The organism is uncultured Bradyrhizobium sp., assembly GCF_936943645.1.
In the GTDB taxonomy this organism is placed as follows: Bacteria; Pseudomonadota; Alphaproteobacteria; order Rhizobiales; family Xanthobacteraceae; genus Bradyrhizobium.
In genome coordinates, this window is record NZ_CAKZJO010000084.1 from 87,850 (window position 1) to 104,728 (window position 16,879).

Below are 16,879 nucleotides of genomic sequence, written 5' to 3' on the forward strand. Positions count from 1 at the left end.
CGATTCGTGCATCTAGAGGTCGGTCACGCGCTCCGGATCTGCCGATGCGAGCGCAGCGGCACGCTCGGCCTTCGGCGGATAGATCCAGACGGTGTTGATCTCTTGCTTGGTCTTCTTGGCGACGTCGCCGACCATCTCGACCTTGCGCTCCCAGCCGCGCGTGAACAGCGCGCCGGCTTCGCCGAGGTCGAGGCAGGTGACGTAGGCCTTCTGGTGGTACGGCCTGGTCGGAACGCCGAGCAGCTCTGCGGCGGCGTTGTTGCCGGCAAAGGCGCCCATGCGCGTGGCGTGTTGGCACGACATCAGCGCATAATTGCCGTCGTCGTCGCAGGCGGCGCGGGCTGCATCGCCGGTGGCGAAGACGCCGGCGACACCGGGCACGCGCAGATCGCGATCCACCAGCAGCCGGCCGAATTTGTCGCGCTCGGCGGGAATCTGCGTCGTCAGCGGCGCGGCGCGGATGCCGGCCGCCCACACCACCGTCTCGGTTTCGATGTGCTCGCCGGTCGACAGCGTCACGCCGGATTTGTCGAGCGAGGTGACGCCGGCGCCGAGCCGGGTCTCGACGCCGAGCTTGCGCAGCGCCTCCTCGATCAGCGGGCGCGGGCCTTCGCCCATGTCGGGCGCGATCGCGCCGTTGCGCTCGACGATGATCACGCGCGACTTGGTGTCCTTGCCGAAGATCTTGCGCAGGCGTGCCGGCAGCTCGGTCGCGGCCTCGATGCCGGTGAAGCCGCCGCCGGCGATGACGACCGTGTCGCGTCCGTTCACGGCCGGCCGGTCCGCGAGGCCGTGCAGATGCCTGTCGAGCGCGATGGCATCGTCCAGCGAATCGACGCTGAACCCGTGCTCGGCAAGGCCGGGAAGGTTGGGGCGGAAGAGGCGGCTCCCGGTCGCGATCACGAGGCGGTCGTAGGACAACGATTTCTTGGCGCCTTTCGCAGCCGCGATGTGCACCGTGCGCGCTTCCGTGTCGATCGCCTCGGCGCTGCCCTGGACATAATCGACGTCGATCGCCTCGAGGACATCGAGCAACGGCGCCGTCAGGGTTTCCGGCTTCGGCTCGTAGAGCCGAGGGCGGACCACCAGCGTCGGCTCCGGTGCGATCAGCGCGATCTGGAGATCGTCGGGCGAAACGCCCTGGATGTCGCGCAGGCGGGCGGCGGAAAGCGCGGCATACATGCCGGCAAAGCCGGCGCCGATGATGAGAAGTCTCATGTGGTTCACTCCTGAGTTTGATTCTGGGCCCGGTGTTCGCAACGCGCGCACCATCGACGTCGCGTGATGCGACCAGGGCAGCCGTGATCGATGATGACGCAGTGGGGCGAGACGGAGACGGCCCGGACCTTAACGTGCGGTGCAGTTCGGCAACGACGACAGCAGCGCAGGGCCCTCGCAAGCCGAGCGGCAGCTTCGCGGGCTCAATGGCCAGCCGAGCATGGCTACCGGCATCGAGGGCTTCCGGGGCCAATCACGATTGATCAGAATTGACGTCGTGGGATTGGCGCCTTGCGTGACCTGCACCGGCGCTTCCTCGGCCGTTGGCGAGGTGAAACGCACCGTGAGGGAGAGGCCGTAGATGAGCGCCGTCGAGACGGCTTTCCGTCGCGGTGCGATAGCAAGATGTTTCCAGTCCATCGTACGTCTCCGTCGGCGTGCTGCGATGCTGCGATATCTAGCGAACTGAGTATTCGACTGCCCCAGAGCGATTGCCGTCCGTGTCGAGCGATTGCTGCTAACGCACGCGCCTGCGCCAGTCGCTCGGCGTTTCCCCGGTCAGCTTCTTGAATGCCGCCGCGAACGCCGTCTGCGAGGAGTAGCCGAGCGCGGCGGCGATCGAGACAATCGATTCCTCGCTCTCTCGCAGCATGTTCATGGCCTGCTCGAGCCGGTGCTGGCGCAGCCAGGCATGTGGCGAAAGCCCGGTACTCTCCTTGAAGGACCGGCAAAAATGGAAGCGCGACAGACCGGCGTCGGCTGCAAGCGCCGAGAGCGAGACGTCCGCATCGCAGTCCGAGCGAAGACGCTCGATGGCCCGGCGCAGGACGGTCGGCGAGAGGCCGCCGATGATCGGCAGCGGCGCGGCCGGCACGCCGGCATGGGCCGCGAGCACGCGCGTGGCGAGGAGATCGGTCAGTTGCTGCCTGAACAGTGTGTCGAGCGTGGCGCTGCCTTCGAGCGAGTCGGCAGCGCTCAGCAGCAGGCGGGACGTGATCGCGTCGGGATGTCCGGTTCTTTCCAGGAGGTCACCGGGGCTCGCTGTGCTGGCTTCATCGGCGATGCGCAGCAGCGTCCGCTGCGGAAGATAGAGCTGAACGACATGCATGGGCCGGTGAATGTCCCATCGCGAGGTCGATCCGGCCGGAATGATCGTCACGACGCCGGGGCGCGCCGTGCTGATGGCCGCCGATTTTCCGCTGCGGCGTTCGAGCGCCTGCGAGCCGGCGGGATAGGTCATGATGACGTGATCGACCATGGGTTCGACGACATCGTGCAACGGCTCGTGCTTCCAATAGGCGATCGTGCCGCTCTGGGAATCGGAGGCCATGCGAAGCGGCTTCGTCTTGAGCACGCGCGCCATTTCCGTATCGGCTGCGCGTAGCTCGGTCGTTGCGCCATCGTCAGGCTGCGCGCCGGGTGAGGGTGGCAAGCCCTTGGGCGAGGGATTGCGCATGAGTGCGGTGCTCCCGATCATTATGTGGCTCCTCCTGATCGTCTCAGGCTGCACATCAGTCGTCCGTATTTGTACGGGTCGGCGCGTGTTCTATGGCTGCAGGGGCCCAGGGTCTTTCCTGAAGCGGCCATGCTTTGTCCGATCCTGCTCAGGGCAGGCGCGCGCTTTCGCAAATGCACGTCGGGCAGCGCCGCGGTATCGAGCGGGGATCGCGCGAGAGGCGTCAAAAGCCGTTGAAATGTCTTGGAAAAGACGGCTTGCCAGCCGTCACACGGCTATCCGGCGAGCCGGTCGTCACCGACGATGTGCCCTAATTCGCAAGGCTAGCCAGCGCGTCGCGCTCGATCCCTGGTCCAGGACCGTCGGGGCGCACAACACCCGCTAGCGGTTGTGGGGGTGAATGCCTGTGATCGTCATGGTCGATCTTCCGCCTTCAGCGCGCCTCGTCCAGCGTGCAGACCACTGTGCAAACCACGCCGCGCGGCAGGAAGTCGACGGTGGCCTCGCCGCCGAGCTGGTCGCGTGCGCTACGCTCGATCAGGCGCGAGCCGAAGCCGCGCCGTACCGGCGCCGTCACCGGCGGTCCGCCGATTTCTGTCCAGATCAGCCGGAGCCGCGGCTTCGGCGCGTCGGTGATGACCTCCCAGTCCAGCGTCACGCGGCCCGTCTCGTTGGACAGCGCACCGTATTTCGCGGCGTTGGTGGCGATCTCGTGCACGATCATCGACAGCACCACGGCGAGACGCGGCGACAACGGCACGGCGGGACCAGCCATGCGGATGCGGTCGGGGCTGTTCAGCAGGAATGGCTGAAGTGCGCGGGCGATCACATCCCGGAGCTCGGAGCCCGCCCATTTCTCCTGGCTGAGGAGGTTATGCGCTTCGGCCAGTGCACCGAGCCGGCCCTCGAACTTGGTCCGCTCGTCGCGGCTGGCGCTGCGGAAGGTCTGCACCGCGATCGCCTGCATCAAGGCCAGCGTGTTCTTGACCCGGTGGTTGAGCTCGTCGATCAGGAGATTGTGCAGCATCTCGCCGCGCGCGATCGTGGTCGCCATCCTGACCGCGAAGGTGAGGCCAGTCAGCAGCAGGATGCCGCCGATCAGGCTGGTGATGGCGATGTTGCGCCAGAGCGGCGCAATGAGCGAGCTCTCGGCGACCCCGGCCACGACCCTCCAGCCGGTCAGGCGCGAAGTTGTAAAGGCGGAAGACAGCGGCACCCCGTCGAGCGACACCGTCGATAAGGTCTCCTCCGAGGTGCGTGACATCGCGTCGTAAATCGCGCCGGACGCCTGCTTGCCGATCGTTGCGCTCGGGTTCGGTGCGCGCGCGAAGACGATGGCTTTGGTGTCGACCAGAGACACGGTCCAGAGCTGGTCGGGGCGCTGCTTCTCGACAAGCTCCTGGAAGATGCTGATCGGCGGGCTGAAGCAGAGATCGTAGATCACCTCGCCGTCGCGAAACACCGGAACCTCGACGGTGAGCACCTGCCGCCCGTTGATCGCGCCGGTGAACAGGTCGGAATATTGCGGCGATTTGCTCGCAAATACTCTTTCGATGATCTCGAGATTGCCGCGCCACGGCAGGCTCGCGGTGTCTTCGGTCGCCGAGGAGAACAGCAGCCGGCCCTTGCGGTCAGAGATCAGCACCAGGCCGCCCCTGCCATATTGCTCGACGAAACCGAGCGCGATGCGGCGGAAGCTCTGGAAGTCGTCGTTGCGCAGCGAATTGGTCAACGCGAGCACTTGCAGGCCGCCGGTCATGCGCTGAACTTCGGAGTCCAGGACGAGGCGCATGCTGCGCACGTTCTCCAGCACCCGGCGCGTCGCGTCGCCGCGGTCCTGCCTGTAGTTGTAGACGGCGATACCGACCGCAAAGACGATCAGCGGCAACATCGTTCCCGTGACCAGAAGCGCGAGTCGGACCGGCAGGGTGAGCTTTGACAAACGCGGACGTCCCGGTTCCGGCGCAGCGGCGCCGGACTATGATTTTGGGCAGACCATAGGGGTGGGGCCTGCCGGGCGCCACGATTTTCGCAACTGGGGAGCGGTCCGGGATGAGTTTTCATCGCGTCGGCCGGCGGCCGCAGCTTCGCTCATGCTGACTGCGGTCAATAGTCGACGCATGGCATAAGCGGCCGCCAACCAGAGCCCGGCAGCGTTGATGCTCGCTGCAACGTCGCTTTGCCGTCCGCGAGGTCCGTAAGTCTCGGATTTCTGTCAACGCGGCCGAATCGCGCGCCGGCCGGAGCCCGAGTTGCAGTGCAACAGCGGGGTGCCCTGCGACGAAGGAGTCGCTTCAGCGCCGGCGAAATAACTTCCGTCCAACCGGGGATTTTCATACGCTTCTCTCGCAAGCCGCATACCGGCTTCACTCACGCCCCGGCAACAGGGGACGGTGCATCAAAGGGAGGGAGACGATGAAGCGAAGGTCATTTCTCGCTGGGTTCGGTGCGACCACCGCGGCGGCCGTGATCGGCACGCCCTCGATCCTCAGGGCGCAGGCGCCGATCACGCTCAACGGAGCCGTGCAGTTCAACGACGATCACGCCTTCAACCGGGCACTGATCCGGTTCGAGGAGCTGGTGAAGAAATATTACGGCAAGCCGGTCAACTTCACCCTGCACAAGAATTCCTCGCTCGGCCTCGAGAAGCAGTATTTCGAGTACATGTCGCAAGGTAAGGCAGTCGATTACGGCATCGTCTCGCCCGCTCACATGTCGACCTTCGCCAAGGCGGCCCCGTTCATCGACGCGCCCTTCGTGTTCAAGGGCATCGAGCATATGAACAAGGTCGTGGAAGCCAATATCCTGGCGCCGATCGCCGACGAAGTGGCTGCCAAGGCCGAGGTCGTCCTGATCGGCTATTCCGGCGGCGGCATCCGCAACATCTTCGCGAACAAGCCGCTCAAGAACCTCGCCGATCTCAAGGGGTTGAAGGTTCGCGTGCAGGGCGCCCCGATCTGGTCGAAGACTTTTGCCGCGGTCGGCATGAGCCCGACGGTGATCGCCTATAACGAGATCTACAACGCGATCCAGAACGGCGTGATATCGGCTGGGGAAAACGAGGCGGCCGGCGTCGAGGCGATGAAGTTCTACGAAGTGGCGCCGCATCTCAATCTGACCCAGCATGCCGTGTCGATCCGGCCGATCTGCTTCTCGGTGAAGACGCTGAAGACCCTGCCGAAGGACTTGCAGGACGCGATCATGAAGGCCGGCAAGGAGGCAGGCGATTACGGCCGTCAACTGGAGTCGAGCGAAGAGGTCGTCAAGCTCGATACGCTCGAGAAGGCCGGCAAGCTCAAGCGCGTTCCGTTCGGGGAGCGGGACGCCATGAAGAAGCTCGCCGACCCCGTCATGGCCACCTACGCCAAGGAGATCGGTGCGGAGGGCATTTTCGAGAAGATCAACGTCGCCTGAGCTTGTTGCAATCCGCCGACGGCATGTCCGGGCGAGCCCCGCTTCTTGCCCGGCCGTGGCGGATGAGCTGCCCGCACGGAGCCCCAATGTCCGAAATACCCGTCCCGTCCGCACCGTCGCTGTGGCGCCGCGTCACGGCGGCCTATGCGAAATTGCTGGAGATCCTCCTCGCGGCCTGCGTCGGCATTCTCGTCGTCCCCGTGACGCTGCAGATCATCTCGCGCTACACGCCCTTTATTCCGTCCTACATCTGGACGGAGGAGATGGCGCGCTTCCTGTTCGTCTGGACCATCATGATTGGGGCCATGGTGGGCGTGCGGGAAGCGCAGCATTTCGAGGTCGACGTGTGGCCGGACCTGTCGCGGCGGTCGGAGGCCGCGGTGCGGATCCTCGCGCGGCTCGGGGTGCTTGCGCTGGCGCTGGTGTTCGTGTCTGCCGGCCTCGAGTTCACGCGCTTTGCCTGGAACAGAACGTCGGAACTGGCCGACCTGCCGCTGTGGCTGATTCACGTTGCCTGGCCCGCTGCCGGCGTGACCTGGATCGTCTTCGCAGGCGAGCAGATCATCAATGAAATGCGTGTCCTGGCCGGGGCACGGCAATGAGCGGCAATGTACTCTCTGCCGGACAGGCGGCGATGGTGCTGTTCGGGGTCTTCGTCGGCCTGCTCATCGTGCGCGTGCCGGTCGCTTTCGCGCTCGGCCTTGCCTGCGTTCCGATCCTGCTGATCGAGCCACATCTGTCGCTGATGATGCTCGCGCAGGAGACGTTCAACGCCTACAATTCGTTCATCCTGCTCGCGGTGCCGTTCTTCCTGCTGACGGCGAACCTGATGAGCATCGGCGGCATCACCGACCGTCTGGTGGCGCTGTCGCGGTCGATGGTCGGGCACTGGCCGGGGTCGCTGGCGCAGATCAACGTCGTGCTGTCGGTGTTCTTTGCCGGTATCTCGGGCTCCTCCACCGCCGATGCGGCGAGCCAGTCCAAGATCTTCATCGATGCGCAGACCAAGGAGGGCTACGATCTCTCGTTTTCCATCGCCATCACGGCGGTGTCGGCGGTTCTGGCGGTCGTCATCCCGCCGTCGATTCTCATGATCGTCTGGGGCGGGCTGATCTCGACCTCGATTGCGGCGATGTATCTGGCCGGCATCGTGCCGGGCCTGCTGATCGCGGGTGCACAGATGGCGACGGTGCACATCTATGCGGTGCGCCGCGGCTATCCGACCTATCCGAAGGCGACCTGGGTCGAGATGCGATGCGCCATCTGGAAGTCGATCCCTGCGCTGATGACGCCGTTCATCATCGTTGGCGGCATTCTTCTCGGCTGGTTCACGGCAACCGAGTCCGCCTGCGTCGCGGTGCTCTATTCCGTGGTGCTCTCGGCGTTCTTCTACCGCGAGACGGGTCTGCGCGAATTGTACAAGGCACTGCTCGACACCGGACGCCTCGCCGGCGTGGCACTGTTTTGCGTCGGCACCGCGAGTGCGTTCGGCTGGCTGCTCGCTTACTACAAGATCCCGCAGGAGCTGCTGGCCAACGTCTCGACATGGGGCATGGGCGCCATTGCCGCCGGCTTCTTCATCTCCTTCTGCTTTCTGGTGGTCGGCTGCTTCCTCGATGCCATCCCGGCCATCATCATCGTCGGCACCGTGCTGGAGCCGCTCGCCAAGTCCGTCGATCTCCATCCGGTCCAGTTCGCGATCATTTCCATCGTATCGCTGGCCTTCGGACTGGTGACACCGCCTTATGGATTGTGCCTGATGATCGCCTGTTCGATCGCGGGCGTGCGGCTGCGCTATGCGCTGAAGGACACCGTGATCATGCTGATCCCGATGCTGCTCGTGCTCGCGGCCGTCATCGTCTGGCCCAGCGTGTCGCTGTTCCTGCCGCGCCTGATCGTGCCGGAGATGCTCAAATGAGCGTCTAAGGGGGCAATCCCGCGGCTGGCGGCCGCGGGATTGAGTCCCCGGCTAGAGATTGCTCTCGGTGATCGCGGCGTAAACCATGCTGCGGAGTTCGCGGCGGATCGGGTAGGCGCTCGACGGCAGCACCTGTGTCATGAAGATCGCGATCAGCTCTTCCGCCGGATCGATCCAGAACGAGGTCGTCGCCGCGCCGCCCCAATTGTATTCGCCGGGGCTGCCGGCGATCAGCGTCTCCGCGGGGCGCATCGTCACGGCGAAGCCGAGCCCGAAGCCGATGCCGTTATAGGCGGCCTCGGCAAACATCGAGCGCGACACTTCCGGCAGCGCGCGGCCCCCGGGGATGTGATTGCTGGTCATCAGAGCCAACGTCTTCGGTCCGATCAGCCTGACGCCGCCGAGCTCGCCGCCGTTGAGCAGCGCGCGGCAGAAGGTGAGGTAGTCGGCGACCGTCGAGCAGAGGCCGCCGCCGCCGGAGATGAAAGAGGGCGGTGACAGGAACGAACTCGTCGTCGGATCGTCCTGCAGCGTCATGCCTTCGCGGCGCTGGCCCGCATGGAAGGTCATGCCGCCCCCGGGGTCCGCCGAGTAGCAGGCGGCGAAGCGGTGCGCCTTGGAGGCCGGGACGTGGAAATCGGTGTCGGTCATGCCGAGCGGATCGAGGATCCGCGTCTTCAGGAACTGCTCGAACGGCATGCCGGAAATCTTGCCGACGAGGTAGCCGACCACGTCGGTCGAGACCGAATAGTTCCAGGCTTCGCCCGGCGAGAATTCCAGCGGGATCTTTGCCAGGCCGTCGATCATGGTCTGGAGGGTGCCCGACTTCTCGACCTCGCCGATCTTTTCAGTGCGATAGGCGGCATCGACATTGGAGCGCTGCTGGAAGCCGTAGGTGAGGCCGGAGGTGTGGCGCAGCAGGTCGACGATCAGCATCGGCCGGGACGGCGGCCGGGTCAGGAAGGCCGGGGAGGTGCCGGCGACGAAGACGCCGAGGTCCTTCCATTCCGGAATGTATTTGGCGACGGGCTCGTCGATGGCGACGAGGCCCTGCTCGACCAGCATCATGAAGGCAACGCTGGTGAGCGGCTTGGTCATGGAATAGATGCGGTAGATGGTGTCGTCCTTGACCGGCAGCTTGCGCTCGACATCGGCAAGGCCCTGCACCGAGCTGTGCGCGATCTTGCCGCGGCGGTAGACCAGGAGCTGCGTGCCCGGGAAGCGGCCGGCATCGATGTAGCGGCTCTTCAGATGCGCATCGACACGGTCGAGCGCGGCCTTGGACATGCCGACGGATTCGGGCGAGGCGGGGGTGGGCGCGAGCATCAGTTCCTCCGGGCGGTTTTGTCGGAAAATTGATAGCGAAATGGCGGCCCCATTCCAAGCCGGTTGCGCTTAACGCTGCCCCGCCGACTGGTGTAGGCTTGCCCCGGAACGCTCCCAGAGAGCCCAATCGGGCCAACGAGAAAAACGCGAGGGCAAACGCTTATGACCCAGTTCAACGAGACCGATCTCACCGAAGCCGTCGTCAGAAGCTTCGACAGCACGCCCAATCCCCGCGCCAAATTCCTGCTCCAGGAATTGGTGAAATCGCTGCACGATTACGTGAGCAAGACCGGCCTGACCTTCGAGGAATGGGACTACGCCATCGATTTCCTGACCCGCACCGGGCAGAAATGCACGGACACCCGCCAGGAATTCATCCTCTTGTCCGACGTGCTCGGCGTTTCCATGCTGGTCGATGCGGTCAACCATCGCGACCGCGAGGGCGCCACCCAGACCACCGTGCTCGGCCCGTTCTATGTCGGCGAGCACAAGGTGACTGCGCACGGCACGGATATCTCACCGAACAACCAGACCGGCGAGCGGATGTTCGTGCAGAGCCGCGTCACCGATCTCAAGGGCAAGCCGCTCGCGAACGTCCCCGTCGACGTCTGGCATGCCGATGACGATGGTTTCTACGATTCCCAGAAGCCGAACTATGACGAGGTCGGCGCTTCGGCGCGGGCGCGCTTCGTCACCGACAGCGACGGCCGCTTCTTCTTCCGGACCATCCTGCCGTGCAGTTATCCGATCCCGACCGATGGTCCGGTCGGCGAGATGATCGTGCAGACGGGCCGCCATCCGATGCGCCCGGCGCATGTGCACTTCCTCGTCAATGCGAAAGGCTATGAGCCGCTGATCACCCACGTCTTCATGGACGGTGACAAATACCTGGATTCCGACGTCGTCTTCGGCGTCAAGGACGATCTCGTCGCCAAGGTCGAGCCGCGCAAGGATCCGGCAATGCCCGACGGCACCAAGGCGAACGGCCAATGGCATCTGATGACCTACGAATTCCACCTCAAGCCAGGCGGCGGCATGGTGCCGAAACCACTGGGGGTGAAGGCGGGAGAGTCGGCGTGAGGGCCGGGAGTATATCGGACGCAGTGCCAGGGTGTTGGCTATGCCCCCGGCCTCTCTGGTCAATGGCGTGGACAGGACTTCGCTATGAACTCGCGGATTTCTTTCTCTTTTGGGTCGACTTCCGTTTAGAGGTCTTTCCTTTCGGCCCAGTGACGTCCCTCTTTGGCACCTTCAGCAGCTTTTCCGCCGGCTTGGATTTCTTGCGCGGGGTACCATCCGACGCCATCTCGATTGCTGGGTTCACGAGCCCCGACAGGTAGTTCTCCGTGAAATCGGTCCCAATCTCGATCCAGAGCGGGCTGTGATCCGACATCTGCCAAGTACGCCACTTCTTGTAGAGTTGCACTGACGACTTTGCCTGAAACTTCTTGTTCTTCTCAGGATCTTTCTTGGGCATGAGCGGCTCGTAGATTTCGAGATCCTCTTCTCGAAACACATCGGCATAAAGGTCAACGAGGCCTCCAGTATTGACCTTGAATCGCGGGTCCTTAACGCGAACCGCGATCTGATCATAGAAGTGGTCGCCGTCTTTTCGAACCCTGTCACCATCGATTTGTTCGGGAACCTTGAAACCCTGCCCCTTGAGTGCTTCCATCGTTTGGTGGTCAGGACTGACGACGTTGAAGTCGCCGAGCAAGATGTAATTTTCGACATTTCCAAGATTGTCGATTTCCTGCTTGGTGTCCTCGTCCTGACGTTTGGCGAAGAACTCGACCAGCTTCTCGATTTCGGCAATGCGTCTCTTGAGCTGGGGGCCTGTATCCTTTCCGTAGTAGATGTGGACCGTGCAAAGGCTGAAGTGAAACCAGCCTGATTGAAATGCGACGAGAAACGGAGTTCGGGCAAATTGCTGCTCGACCTCTCTGGTCCTCGGCTTCGCTTTGACCGCTTTCTGGTCCTTTGGTGGTTTGACAACCTTTGGCGAGACGATGAGCTGGCCGTCCGGAAGAACCACCTCGCCAGCGATCTTGCGAAACCAGACTTTCTCCGTGTTGAAGATGAAGACCATGCGCTCGGCGTTGCCGCCTGGGCCCTCCGTCGCGTCCGTTGCGATGTAGTCCCATTCTCGTCCGAGGATGCGCATGACTTTCCGGAGCCCAGAAAGATCACGGTTGACCTCTTGGACCGCGACGAGATCGAAGGCCGAAATCATTTCGGCGATGTAGTAGAATGATTCCCTCAAGCGAAATCCAAAGCCGAATTTGTTGGAATCGAAGTCGCGGAGATTCCACGTTGCCAACAGGAGAGTGCCGTCGCTCTTGCGTCTGCGAACTTCGTTGAGGGATGATCGAATCTTGATCAGTCTTTCGATGCAGCGCTTCGCGGCTGTTGGATCTGCCTTCAGAAATGCACGAAGTTCGGTGTAGTTGTTCGACATAATCCCTCGCAATAAAAGGCGTTGGTCGCCGCTGCCGGGATGCAAGGCTTGTTGCTAGCAACGATTTTGAAGTGCCCGCTCTATCGACAGCTGCGCAATCGGAAGTTGAATAGAGCCACACTCTTCTTACGGGCGTTTTTCCTGTCAATACAACCAAATGTCGCAGTGGTGAATGGTGCCAATTTCGGCGAGAGCTCGAAGAGCGCGGGCATGACAGCGCGAAAAGCTGACGTCCGCGTCTCTCTAAACAGCCCTATCTCGCATGCAGCAGCGCCAGCAGCACCACGACGGCGCAGGCGAGCACGGCCGAGGTCAGCTTCCAGAACATCAGCGGGCTGCGCTCCAGGAGGGGCGTTATCCGCGTGTCGAGATAGGCCGGATTGGGCGTGCGCAGCTCGTAGACGAACTCCGAGAGATCCTCATGCCGCTTGTACGGATCTGGATGCAGCGCGCGCCGGAGCGCACCATCGACCCAGACCGGCACGTTACGGTCCTCGTCTGCAGGGCGATATTTGAGCTTCCGCACATCCGCCTTTCGCCGGATCCTGGCGACCTGGGTGCCGTAAGGTAGCTTTCCCGTCAGCATCTGGTAGCAGATCACGGCGAGCGAAAACATGTCGGAGCGCGGCGAGCCGCCCTGCCCAAGAAAATACTCCGGTGCCGTGTACTGGACCGTGCCCAGGATTTCGTCAGCTTCCTCCAGCGGCGCAGCCTCCGCGACGCCGGCGACCCTGACCGATCCGAAGTCGATGATCTTGGCGGTGCCGGTCTTGTCGATCAGGATGTTGTCGGGTCTGAGGTCCTGGTGCAGCATCTCCATGCGATGGAAGGCGCGCAGGCCCGCGGCGATCTGCTCGATGATGCCGCGCACGGTTTCGAGATCGGGGCGTGGATTGTCGGTCATCCACTGCTTCAGGGTCTGCCCCTCGACGAATTCCGTCGCGACATAGAGATAGCCGCGCCGTCGCGACTGTGACAGCGGCTTCAGAACGTGCGGACTGTCGATCCGGCGCGCGATCCACTCCTCCATCAAGAAGCGCTTGAGATAGGCGGCATTGTCGCGCAAATCGACCGATGGCAGCTTGAGCGCGACCGGCTGCTCGGTTTCGGTGTCGACGGCAAGATAGATGTGACTGCGGCTGCTGCCGTGGATCTCGCGGACGATCCGATAGCCGTCGAAGATCGCCCGCGGCTCCGGCAACGCGGGAAGCGGCAACTCCGAGGTCTGATTGAAAATGCCGGCCGGCTCGCGCTGCGGCACCGTGTCGATGCGAATGATCTGGACGGTGATGTTGTCGTCGCTGCCGCGCCGGTAGGCCTCCTCGGCGATCGCCTTTGCCGCGACGTCGAGCTCGGCGGCATGCTCGTTCAGCGCGCTGGTGACGAAACGCGCGTCGACGAATTCATAGGCGCCGTCGGTCGCCAGCAGGAAGGTGTCGCCGGCTTCGACCTCGAATGCCTGGTAGTCGATCTCGAGCTGCGGATTGATCCCGAGCGCGCGGCCGAGATAGGTCTGCTCGGACGAGACGATGATGCGGTGATCGTCGGTCAGCTGCTCCAGCGCCTTGCCGGCGACGCGGTAGATGCGGCAGTCGCCGACGTGGAAGATGTGCGCGGTGGTCGCCTTGATGACCAGGGCGCTGAGGGTGCAGACATAGCCCTTGTCGCGGTCATAGGCATATTGGCTCTTGCGCGTCTGCGCGTGCAGCCAGGAATTGGTGGCATCCAGCACGCGGCGGGCGGACGTCTTGACCGTCCAGGATTCCGACGTGCAGTAATAGTCCATCAGGAAGCTCTTGACCGCCGACTCGCTGGCGATCTGGCTCACGCTGCTGCTGGAGATTCCGTCGGCGAGGACCGCGGCGATGCCCTTCAGGCCGAGCAGCGGCTCCTCTGGAATCAGGACGCCGTGGAAATCCTGGTTGACGGGCTTGCGGCCCTTGTCGGAGTGCTGGCCGACCGAAATCAGGAGTCCGGGGGTCATCGTCATCACCAGGAGAGGGGAGCCTCACCCTGCTCGGGCGAGGCTCCCCTGTCGAGATGTTTCGCTCAGGCGACGACGCGCGGCTTTACAGCCTTGTCGACCTGGCGCTTCGGCAACGTCATGATGTGCGTGGCATAGAGGGTCATGCCGGTGAAGGCGAGGCCGCCGACGAGGTTGCCGAGCACGGTCGGGATCTCGTTCCAGATCAGATAGTCCATGATCGAGAACTTGGCGTGGAGCATCAGTCCCGACGGGAACAGGAACATGTTCACGACGGAATGCTCGAACACCATGTAGAAGAACACCAGGATCGGCATCCACATCGCAATGACCTTGCCGGGGACTGAGGTCGAGATCATGGCGCCGACGACGCCGGTCGAGACCATCCAGTTGCAAAGCATGCCGCGCATGAACAGCGTCGCCATGCCGGCCGCACCATGCGCGGCGTAGCCGAGTGTTCGGCCCTCGCCGATGTTGCCGATCGCCGCGCCGACCTTGTCAGGCGCCTGCGTAAAGCCGAACGTCGTGACGAAGGCCATCATGAAGGCGACGGTGAAGGCGCCGGCGAAATTGCCGACGAAGACGAGGCCCCAGTTGCGCAGCACGCCGCCAAGGGTGACGCCGGGGCGCTTGTCGATCAGGGCGAGCGGCGCAAGCACGAAGACGCCGGTCAGTAGGTCGAAGCCCAGAAGATAGAGCATGGAAAAGCCGACCGGAAACAACAGGGCGCCGATGATCGGCTGGCCGGTGTTGACGTTGATCGTGACGGCGAACCAGGCCGCTAGCGCGAGGATCGCACCGGCCATATAGGCCCGGATGACCGTATCCCGGGTGGACATGAAGATCTTGGACTCGCCTGCATCCACCATCTTGGTGACGAATTCCGAAGGCGCGAGATACGACATCAATGGTTCCTTTGCTCGTATGAATGAAGGTACGTTCGTTCCGGGCGGCGCAGTTATTGGCGCATCCTTTCCGCGCGTATTGGCGAGCCGGCAACGAGCGGACCCCAGGAGCACAAGATTTCGCGTGGATCGCGTCACGACGACTGCGCCGGGGGCCGGCGGAGCACGGTCAAGCTTTCCCCGCGTTTCAGCCCCAGGAGGCCTCAACATTTCGGCGAACCGCAGTCGTCGTTGACTGAGTGATCGAGGATGAAGCAATCCACGTGCCAACCCATGTGGTTGGCCGTGGCTACCTCTCTCGCGCGGGTTTGATGCAGATGAGGCGGCTATTTCAGAGCCCAAAGCCTGCCGGAGCCCTGAATCGTCGCCATCCCTGTCTTCGTTCTGGGCCTGCACGCGATCGTTTCGCCCCTTCCGCAACGACCTCTGCCCATTTCTTGTGCGTCGCACAAAGTCTGGGCGATCCGCTGGATTTGCGAGCGCATCCGGAGTCAGTGGCACGGACGACATCGGAAGCAACTAGCTGACATTTTTATGTTTTTTAGAATGGCTCGGCTTGGCATGCTTCTTGTTTGGGAGGGGTCGACGCCATCGACGCCGTCCCTCGAAGATCTCCATCCGAATCGTGACCTTCGCCATCCGGGCCTTCCCGGAGACGCGTCCCCGTGCGCGTTGGGGGAGTTGGCATGCGCGGATGGTCCTTCGGTCACAAAGGAGCATCACATTCAATGACGAAGCCAACTGACAAGTCCTTGCGCGGCCGCCATAAGAGCAATCTTCTCGGCGAAGCTGGCGCGAACCCGCTCACCGGTCTCGACCGTCGCACTTTCCTTGCCGGGGGCGCTGCCGCCGCGGCTTACGCGATCTCCGCCGGCCGGGTGTGCGCGGCCACTCTCAAACCAGAGAAGGAAGAGCTAAAGTTCGGCTTCATCAAGCTGACCGACATGGCGCCGCTGGCTGTCGCCAAGGAGAACGGCTACTTCGAAGACGAGGGCCTGTTCGTCACGCTGGAAGCACAAGCCAACTGGAAAGTTCTGCTCGACCGCGTCATCAGCGGCGAGCTCGATGGCGCGCACATGCTCGCCGGCCAGCCGCTGGCTGCCACGATCGGCTTCGGTACCAAGGCCCATATCATCACCCCGTTCTCGATGGACCTCAATGGGAACGCCATCACGGTCTCGAACGAGATCTTCGCATTGATGAAGCCGAGCATCCCAAAGGATGCGAGCGGCAAGCTCTTGCACCCGATCAAGGCCGACACGTTGCGGCCGGCCGTCGAGAAGCTGAAGGCCGACGGCAAGGCCTTCAAGATGGGCATGGTGTTTCCGGTCTCGACCCACAATTACGAGCTTCGTTACTGGCTCGCTTCGGGCGGCATCAATCCCGGCTACTATTCGGCCGAGGACGTGACCGGAACGGTCGCGGCCGAAGCGCTGCTCTCGGTAACGCCGCCGCCGCAGATGCCGGCGACCCTCGAGGCCGGCACGATCAACGGCTATTGCGTCGGCGAGCCCTGGAACCAGGCTGCCGTCTTCAAGGGCATCGGCGTGCCCGTGATCACCGACTACGAGATCTGGAAGAATAACCCGGAGAAAGTATTCGGCATCACCGCGGCATTCGCCGAGAAGAACCCGAATACGGTGCTTGCTCTCACCAAGGCGCTGATCCGCGCTGCAATGTGGCTGGATGAGAATGCCAATGCCAACCGCGCCAAGGCGGTCGAGCTGCTCTCGAGGCCGGAATATGTCGGGGCCGACAAGGCGGTCATTGCCAATTCGATGACCGGCACCTTCGAATATGAGAAAGGCGACAAGCGGCCGATACCCGATTTCAATGTCTTCTTCCGTTACTTCGCCACCTATCCGTACCTGTCCGATGCCGTCTGGTACCTGACCCAGATGCGCCGCTGGGGACAGATCGGCGAAGCCAAGACCGATGCGTGGTATCACGACACGGCGAAGAGCGTGTACCGTTCCGACCTGTATCTGGCCGCGGCCAAGCTTCTGATCGCCGACGGCAAGGCCAAGAAGGAAGACTTCCCCTGGGAAACGGACGGCTACCGCCCGCCGACATCCGAGTTCATCGACGGCATCACCTACGATGGCCGCAAGCCCAACGCCTACATCGACAGCCTGAAGATCGGTCTGAAGGGCAAGCAGAAGATCGACGGCGCCAAAGTCATCGACGGCTGAGAAATCGC

General features: G+C 63.1%; 13 protein-coding genes. 5 read left to right on the top strand and 8 right to left on the bottom strand.

All coding sequences use genetic code 11. The features are described from left to right. Positions 1-12: 12 nt before the first annotated feature. From Q0743_RS24500 to Q0743_RS24515, 4 genes are all read right to left on the bottom strand, one after another. Complete coding sequence (locus Q0743_RS24500; RefSeq protein WP_298244050.1) at positions 13-1,218, bottom strand: NAD(P)/FAD-dependent oxidoreductase; 1,206 nt, start codon at positions 1,216-1,218, stop codon at positions 13-15. Between the two features lie 129 nt (positions 1,219-1,347). After that, entirely contained in the window at positions 1,348-1,638 is a 291-nt protein-coding gene (locus Q0743_RS24505) for a hypothetical protein (protein WP_298244051.1), read from the bottom strand. 97 nt (positions 1,639-1,735) lie between these two features. Further along, entirely contained in the window at positions 1,736-2,695 is a 960-nt protein-coding gene (locus tag Q0743_RS24510) for an AraC family transcriptional regulator (RefSeq protein WP_298244052.1), read from the bottom strand. 412 nt (positions 2,696-3,107) lie between these two features. Next, positions 3,108-4,565, bottom strand: coding sequence for a sensor histidine kinase (locus tag Q0743_RS24515; RefSeq protein ID WP_298244095.1), 1,458 nt, complete (start codon positions 4,563-4,565; stop codon positions 3,108-3,110). Positions 4,566-5,089: 524 nt separating this feature from the next. Here Q0743_RS24515 and Q0743_RS24520 point away from each other — a divergent pair. The 3 genes from Q0743_RS24520 (at position 5,090) to Q0743_RS24530 (ending at position 8,006) form a co-directional block, all read left to right on the top strand. Then, positions 5,090-6,088, top strand: a complete 999-nt coding sequence (locus Q0743_RS24520) for a TRAP transporter substrate-binding protein (RefSeq protein WP_298244053.1) — start codon at positions 5,090-5,092, stop codon at positions 6,086-6,088. Positions 6,089-6,174: 86 nt separating this feature from the next. Continuing rightward, the gene (locus Q0743_RS24525; protein WP_298244054.1) at positions 6,175-6,690 is read left to right on the top strand and encodes a TRAP transporter small permease; all 516 of its coding nucleotides are present in this window, start codon (positions 6,175-6,177) and stop codon (positions 6,688-6,690) included. Continuing rightward, the gene (locus Q0743_RS24530; RefSeq protein WP_298244055.1) at positions 6,687-8,006 is read left to right on the top strand and encodes a TRAP transporter large permease; all 1,320 of its coding nucleotides are present in this window, start codon (positions 6,687-6,689) and stop codon (positions 8,004-8,006) included. The genes Q0743_RS24525 and Q0743_RS24530 overlap by 4 nt, the downstream gene beginning before the upstream one ends. 51 nt (positions 8,007-8,057) lie before the next feature. On the opposite strand, the gene Q0743_RS24535 is transcribed toward Q0743_RS24530, so the two are convergent. Then, complete coding sequence (locus tag Q0743_RS24535; protein WP_298244056.1) at positions 8,058-9,332, bottom strand: serine hydrolase; 1,275 nt, start codon at positions 9,330-9,332, stop codon at positions 8,058-8,060. 162 nt (positions 9,333-9,494) lie between these two features. Between Q0743_RS24535 and Q0743_RS24540 the strand changes: the two genes are divergently transcribed. Then, the gene (locus Q0743_RS24540; protein ID WP_298244057.1) at positions 9,495-10,412 is read left to right on the top strand and encodes an intradiol ring-cleavage dioxygenase; all 918 of its coding nucleotides are present in this window, start codon (positions 9,495-9,497) and stop codon (positions 10,410-10,412) included. An 82-nt stretch (positions 10,413-10,494) separates the two neighbouring features. Here Q0743_RS24540 and Q0743_RS24545 read toward each other — a convergent pair whose 3' ends face one another. The 3 genes from Q0743_RS24545 to Q0743_RS24555 form a co-directional block, all read right to left on the bottom strand. After that, positions 10,495-11,790: an endonuclease/exonuclease/phosphatase family protein gene (locus Q0743_RS24545; protein WP_298244058.1), complete on the bottom strand. Its 1,296-nt coding sequence runs from the start codon at positions 11,788-11,790 to the stop codon at positions 10,495-10,497. A 253-nt stretch (positions 11,791-12,043) separates the two neighbouring features. Next, complete coding sequence (locus Q0743_RS24550; RefSeq protein ID WP_298244059.1) at positions 12,044-13,780, bottom strand: bifunctional protein-serine/threonine kinase/phosphatase; 1,737 nt, start codon at positions 13,778-13,780, stop codon at positions 12,044-12,046. Positions 13,781-13,839: 59 nt separating this feature from the next. Continuing rightward, the gene (locus tag Q0743_RS24555) at positions 13,840-14,679 is read right to left on the bottom strand and encodes a formate/nitrite transporter family protein (protein WP_298244060.1); all 840 of its coding nucleotides are present in this window, start codon (positions 14,677-14,679) and stop codon (positions 13,840-13,842) included. A 728-nt stretch (positions 14,680-15,407) separates the two neighbouring features. On the opposite strand from Q0743_RS24555, the gene Q0743_RS24560 reads away from it, so the two are divergent. Beyond that, positions 15,408-16,871, top strand: a complete 1,464-nt coding sequence (locus tag Q0743_RS24560; protein ID WP_298244061.1) for a CmpA/NrtA family ABC transporter substrate-binding protein — start codon at positions 15,408-15,410, stop codon at positions 16,869-16,871. Positions 16,872-16,879 lie beyond the last annotated feature (8 nt).

Coding starts and splice junctions, on each gene's coding strand:
- Q0743_RS24500 (WP_298244050.1), bottom strand. CDS start 1,218: ATGAGACTTCTCATCATCGGCGCCGGCTTTGCCGGCATGTATGCCGCG.
- Q0743_RS24505 (WP_298244051.1), bottom strand. CDS start 1,638: ATGGACTGGAAACATCTTGCTATCGCACCGCGACGGAAAGCCGTCTCG.
- Q0743_RS24510 (WP_298244052.1), bottom strand. CDS start 2,695: ATGATCGGGAGCACCGCACTCATGCGCAATCCCTCGCCCAAGGGCTTG.
- Q0743_RS24515 (WP_298244095.1), bottom strand. CDS start 4,565: ATGTTGCCGCTGATCGTCTTTGCGGTCGGTATCGCCGTCTACAACTAC.
- Q0743_RS24520 (WP_298244053.1), top strand. CDS start 5,090: ATGAAGCGAAGGTCATTTCTCGCTGGGTTCGGTGCGACCACCGCGGCG.
- Q0743_RS24525 (WP_298244054.1), top strand. CDS start 6,175: ATGTCCGAAATACCCGTCCCGTCCGCACCGTCGCTGTGGCGCCGCGTC.
- Q0743_RS24530 (WP_298244055.1), top strand. CDS start 6,687: ATGAGCGGCAATGTACTCTCTGCCGGACAGGCGGCGATGGTGCTGTTC.
- Q0743_RS24535 (WP_298244056.1), bottom strand. CDS start 9,332: ATGCTCGCGCCCACCCCCGCCTCGCCCGAATCCGTCGGCATGTCCAAG.
- Q0743_RS24540 (WP_298244057.1), top strand. CDS start 9,495: ATGACCCAGTTCAACGAGACCGATCTCACCGAAGCCGTCGTCAGAAGC.
- Q0743_RS24545 (WP_298244058.1), bottom strand. CDS start 11,790: ATGTCGAACAACTACACCGAACTTCGTGCATTTCTGAAGGCAGATCCA.
- Q0743_RS24550 (WP_298244059.1), bottom strand. CDS start 13,780: ATGACGATGACCCCCGGACTCCTGATTTCGGTCGGCCAGCACTCCGAC.
- Q0743_RS24555 (WP_298244060.1), bottom strand. CDS start 14,679: ATGTCGTATCTCGCGCCTTCGGAATTCGTCACCAAGATGGTGGATGCA.
- Q0743_RS24560 (WP_298244061.1), top strand. CDS start 15,408: ATGACGAAGCCAACTGACAAGTCCTTGCGCGGCCGCCATAAGAGCAAT.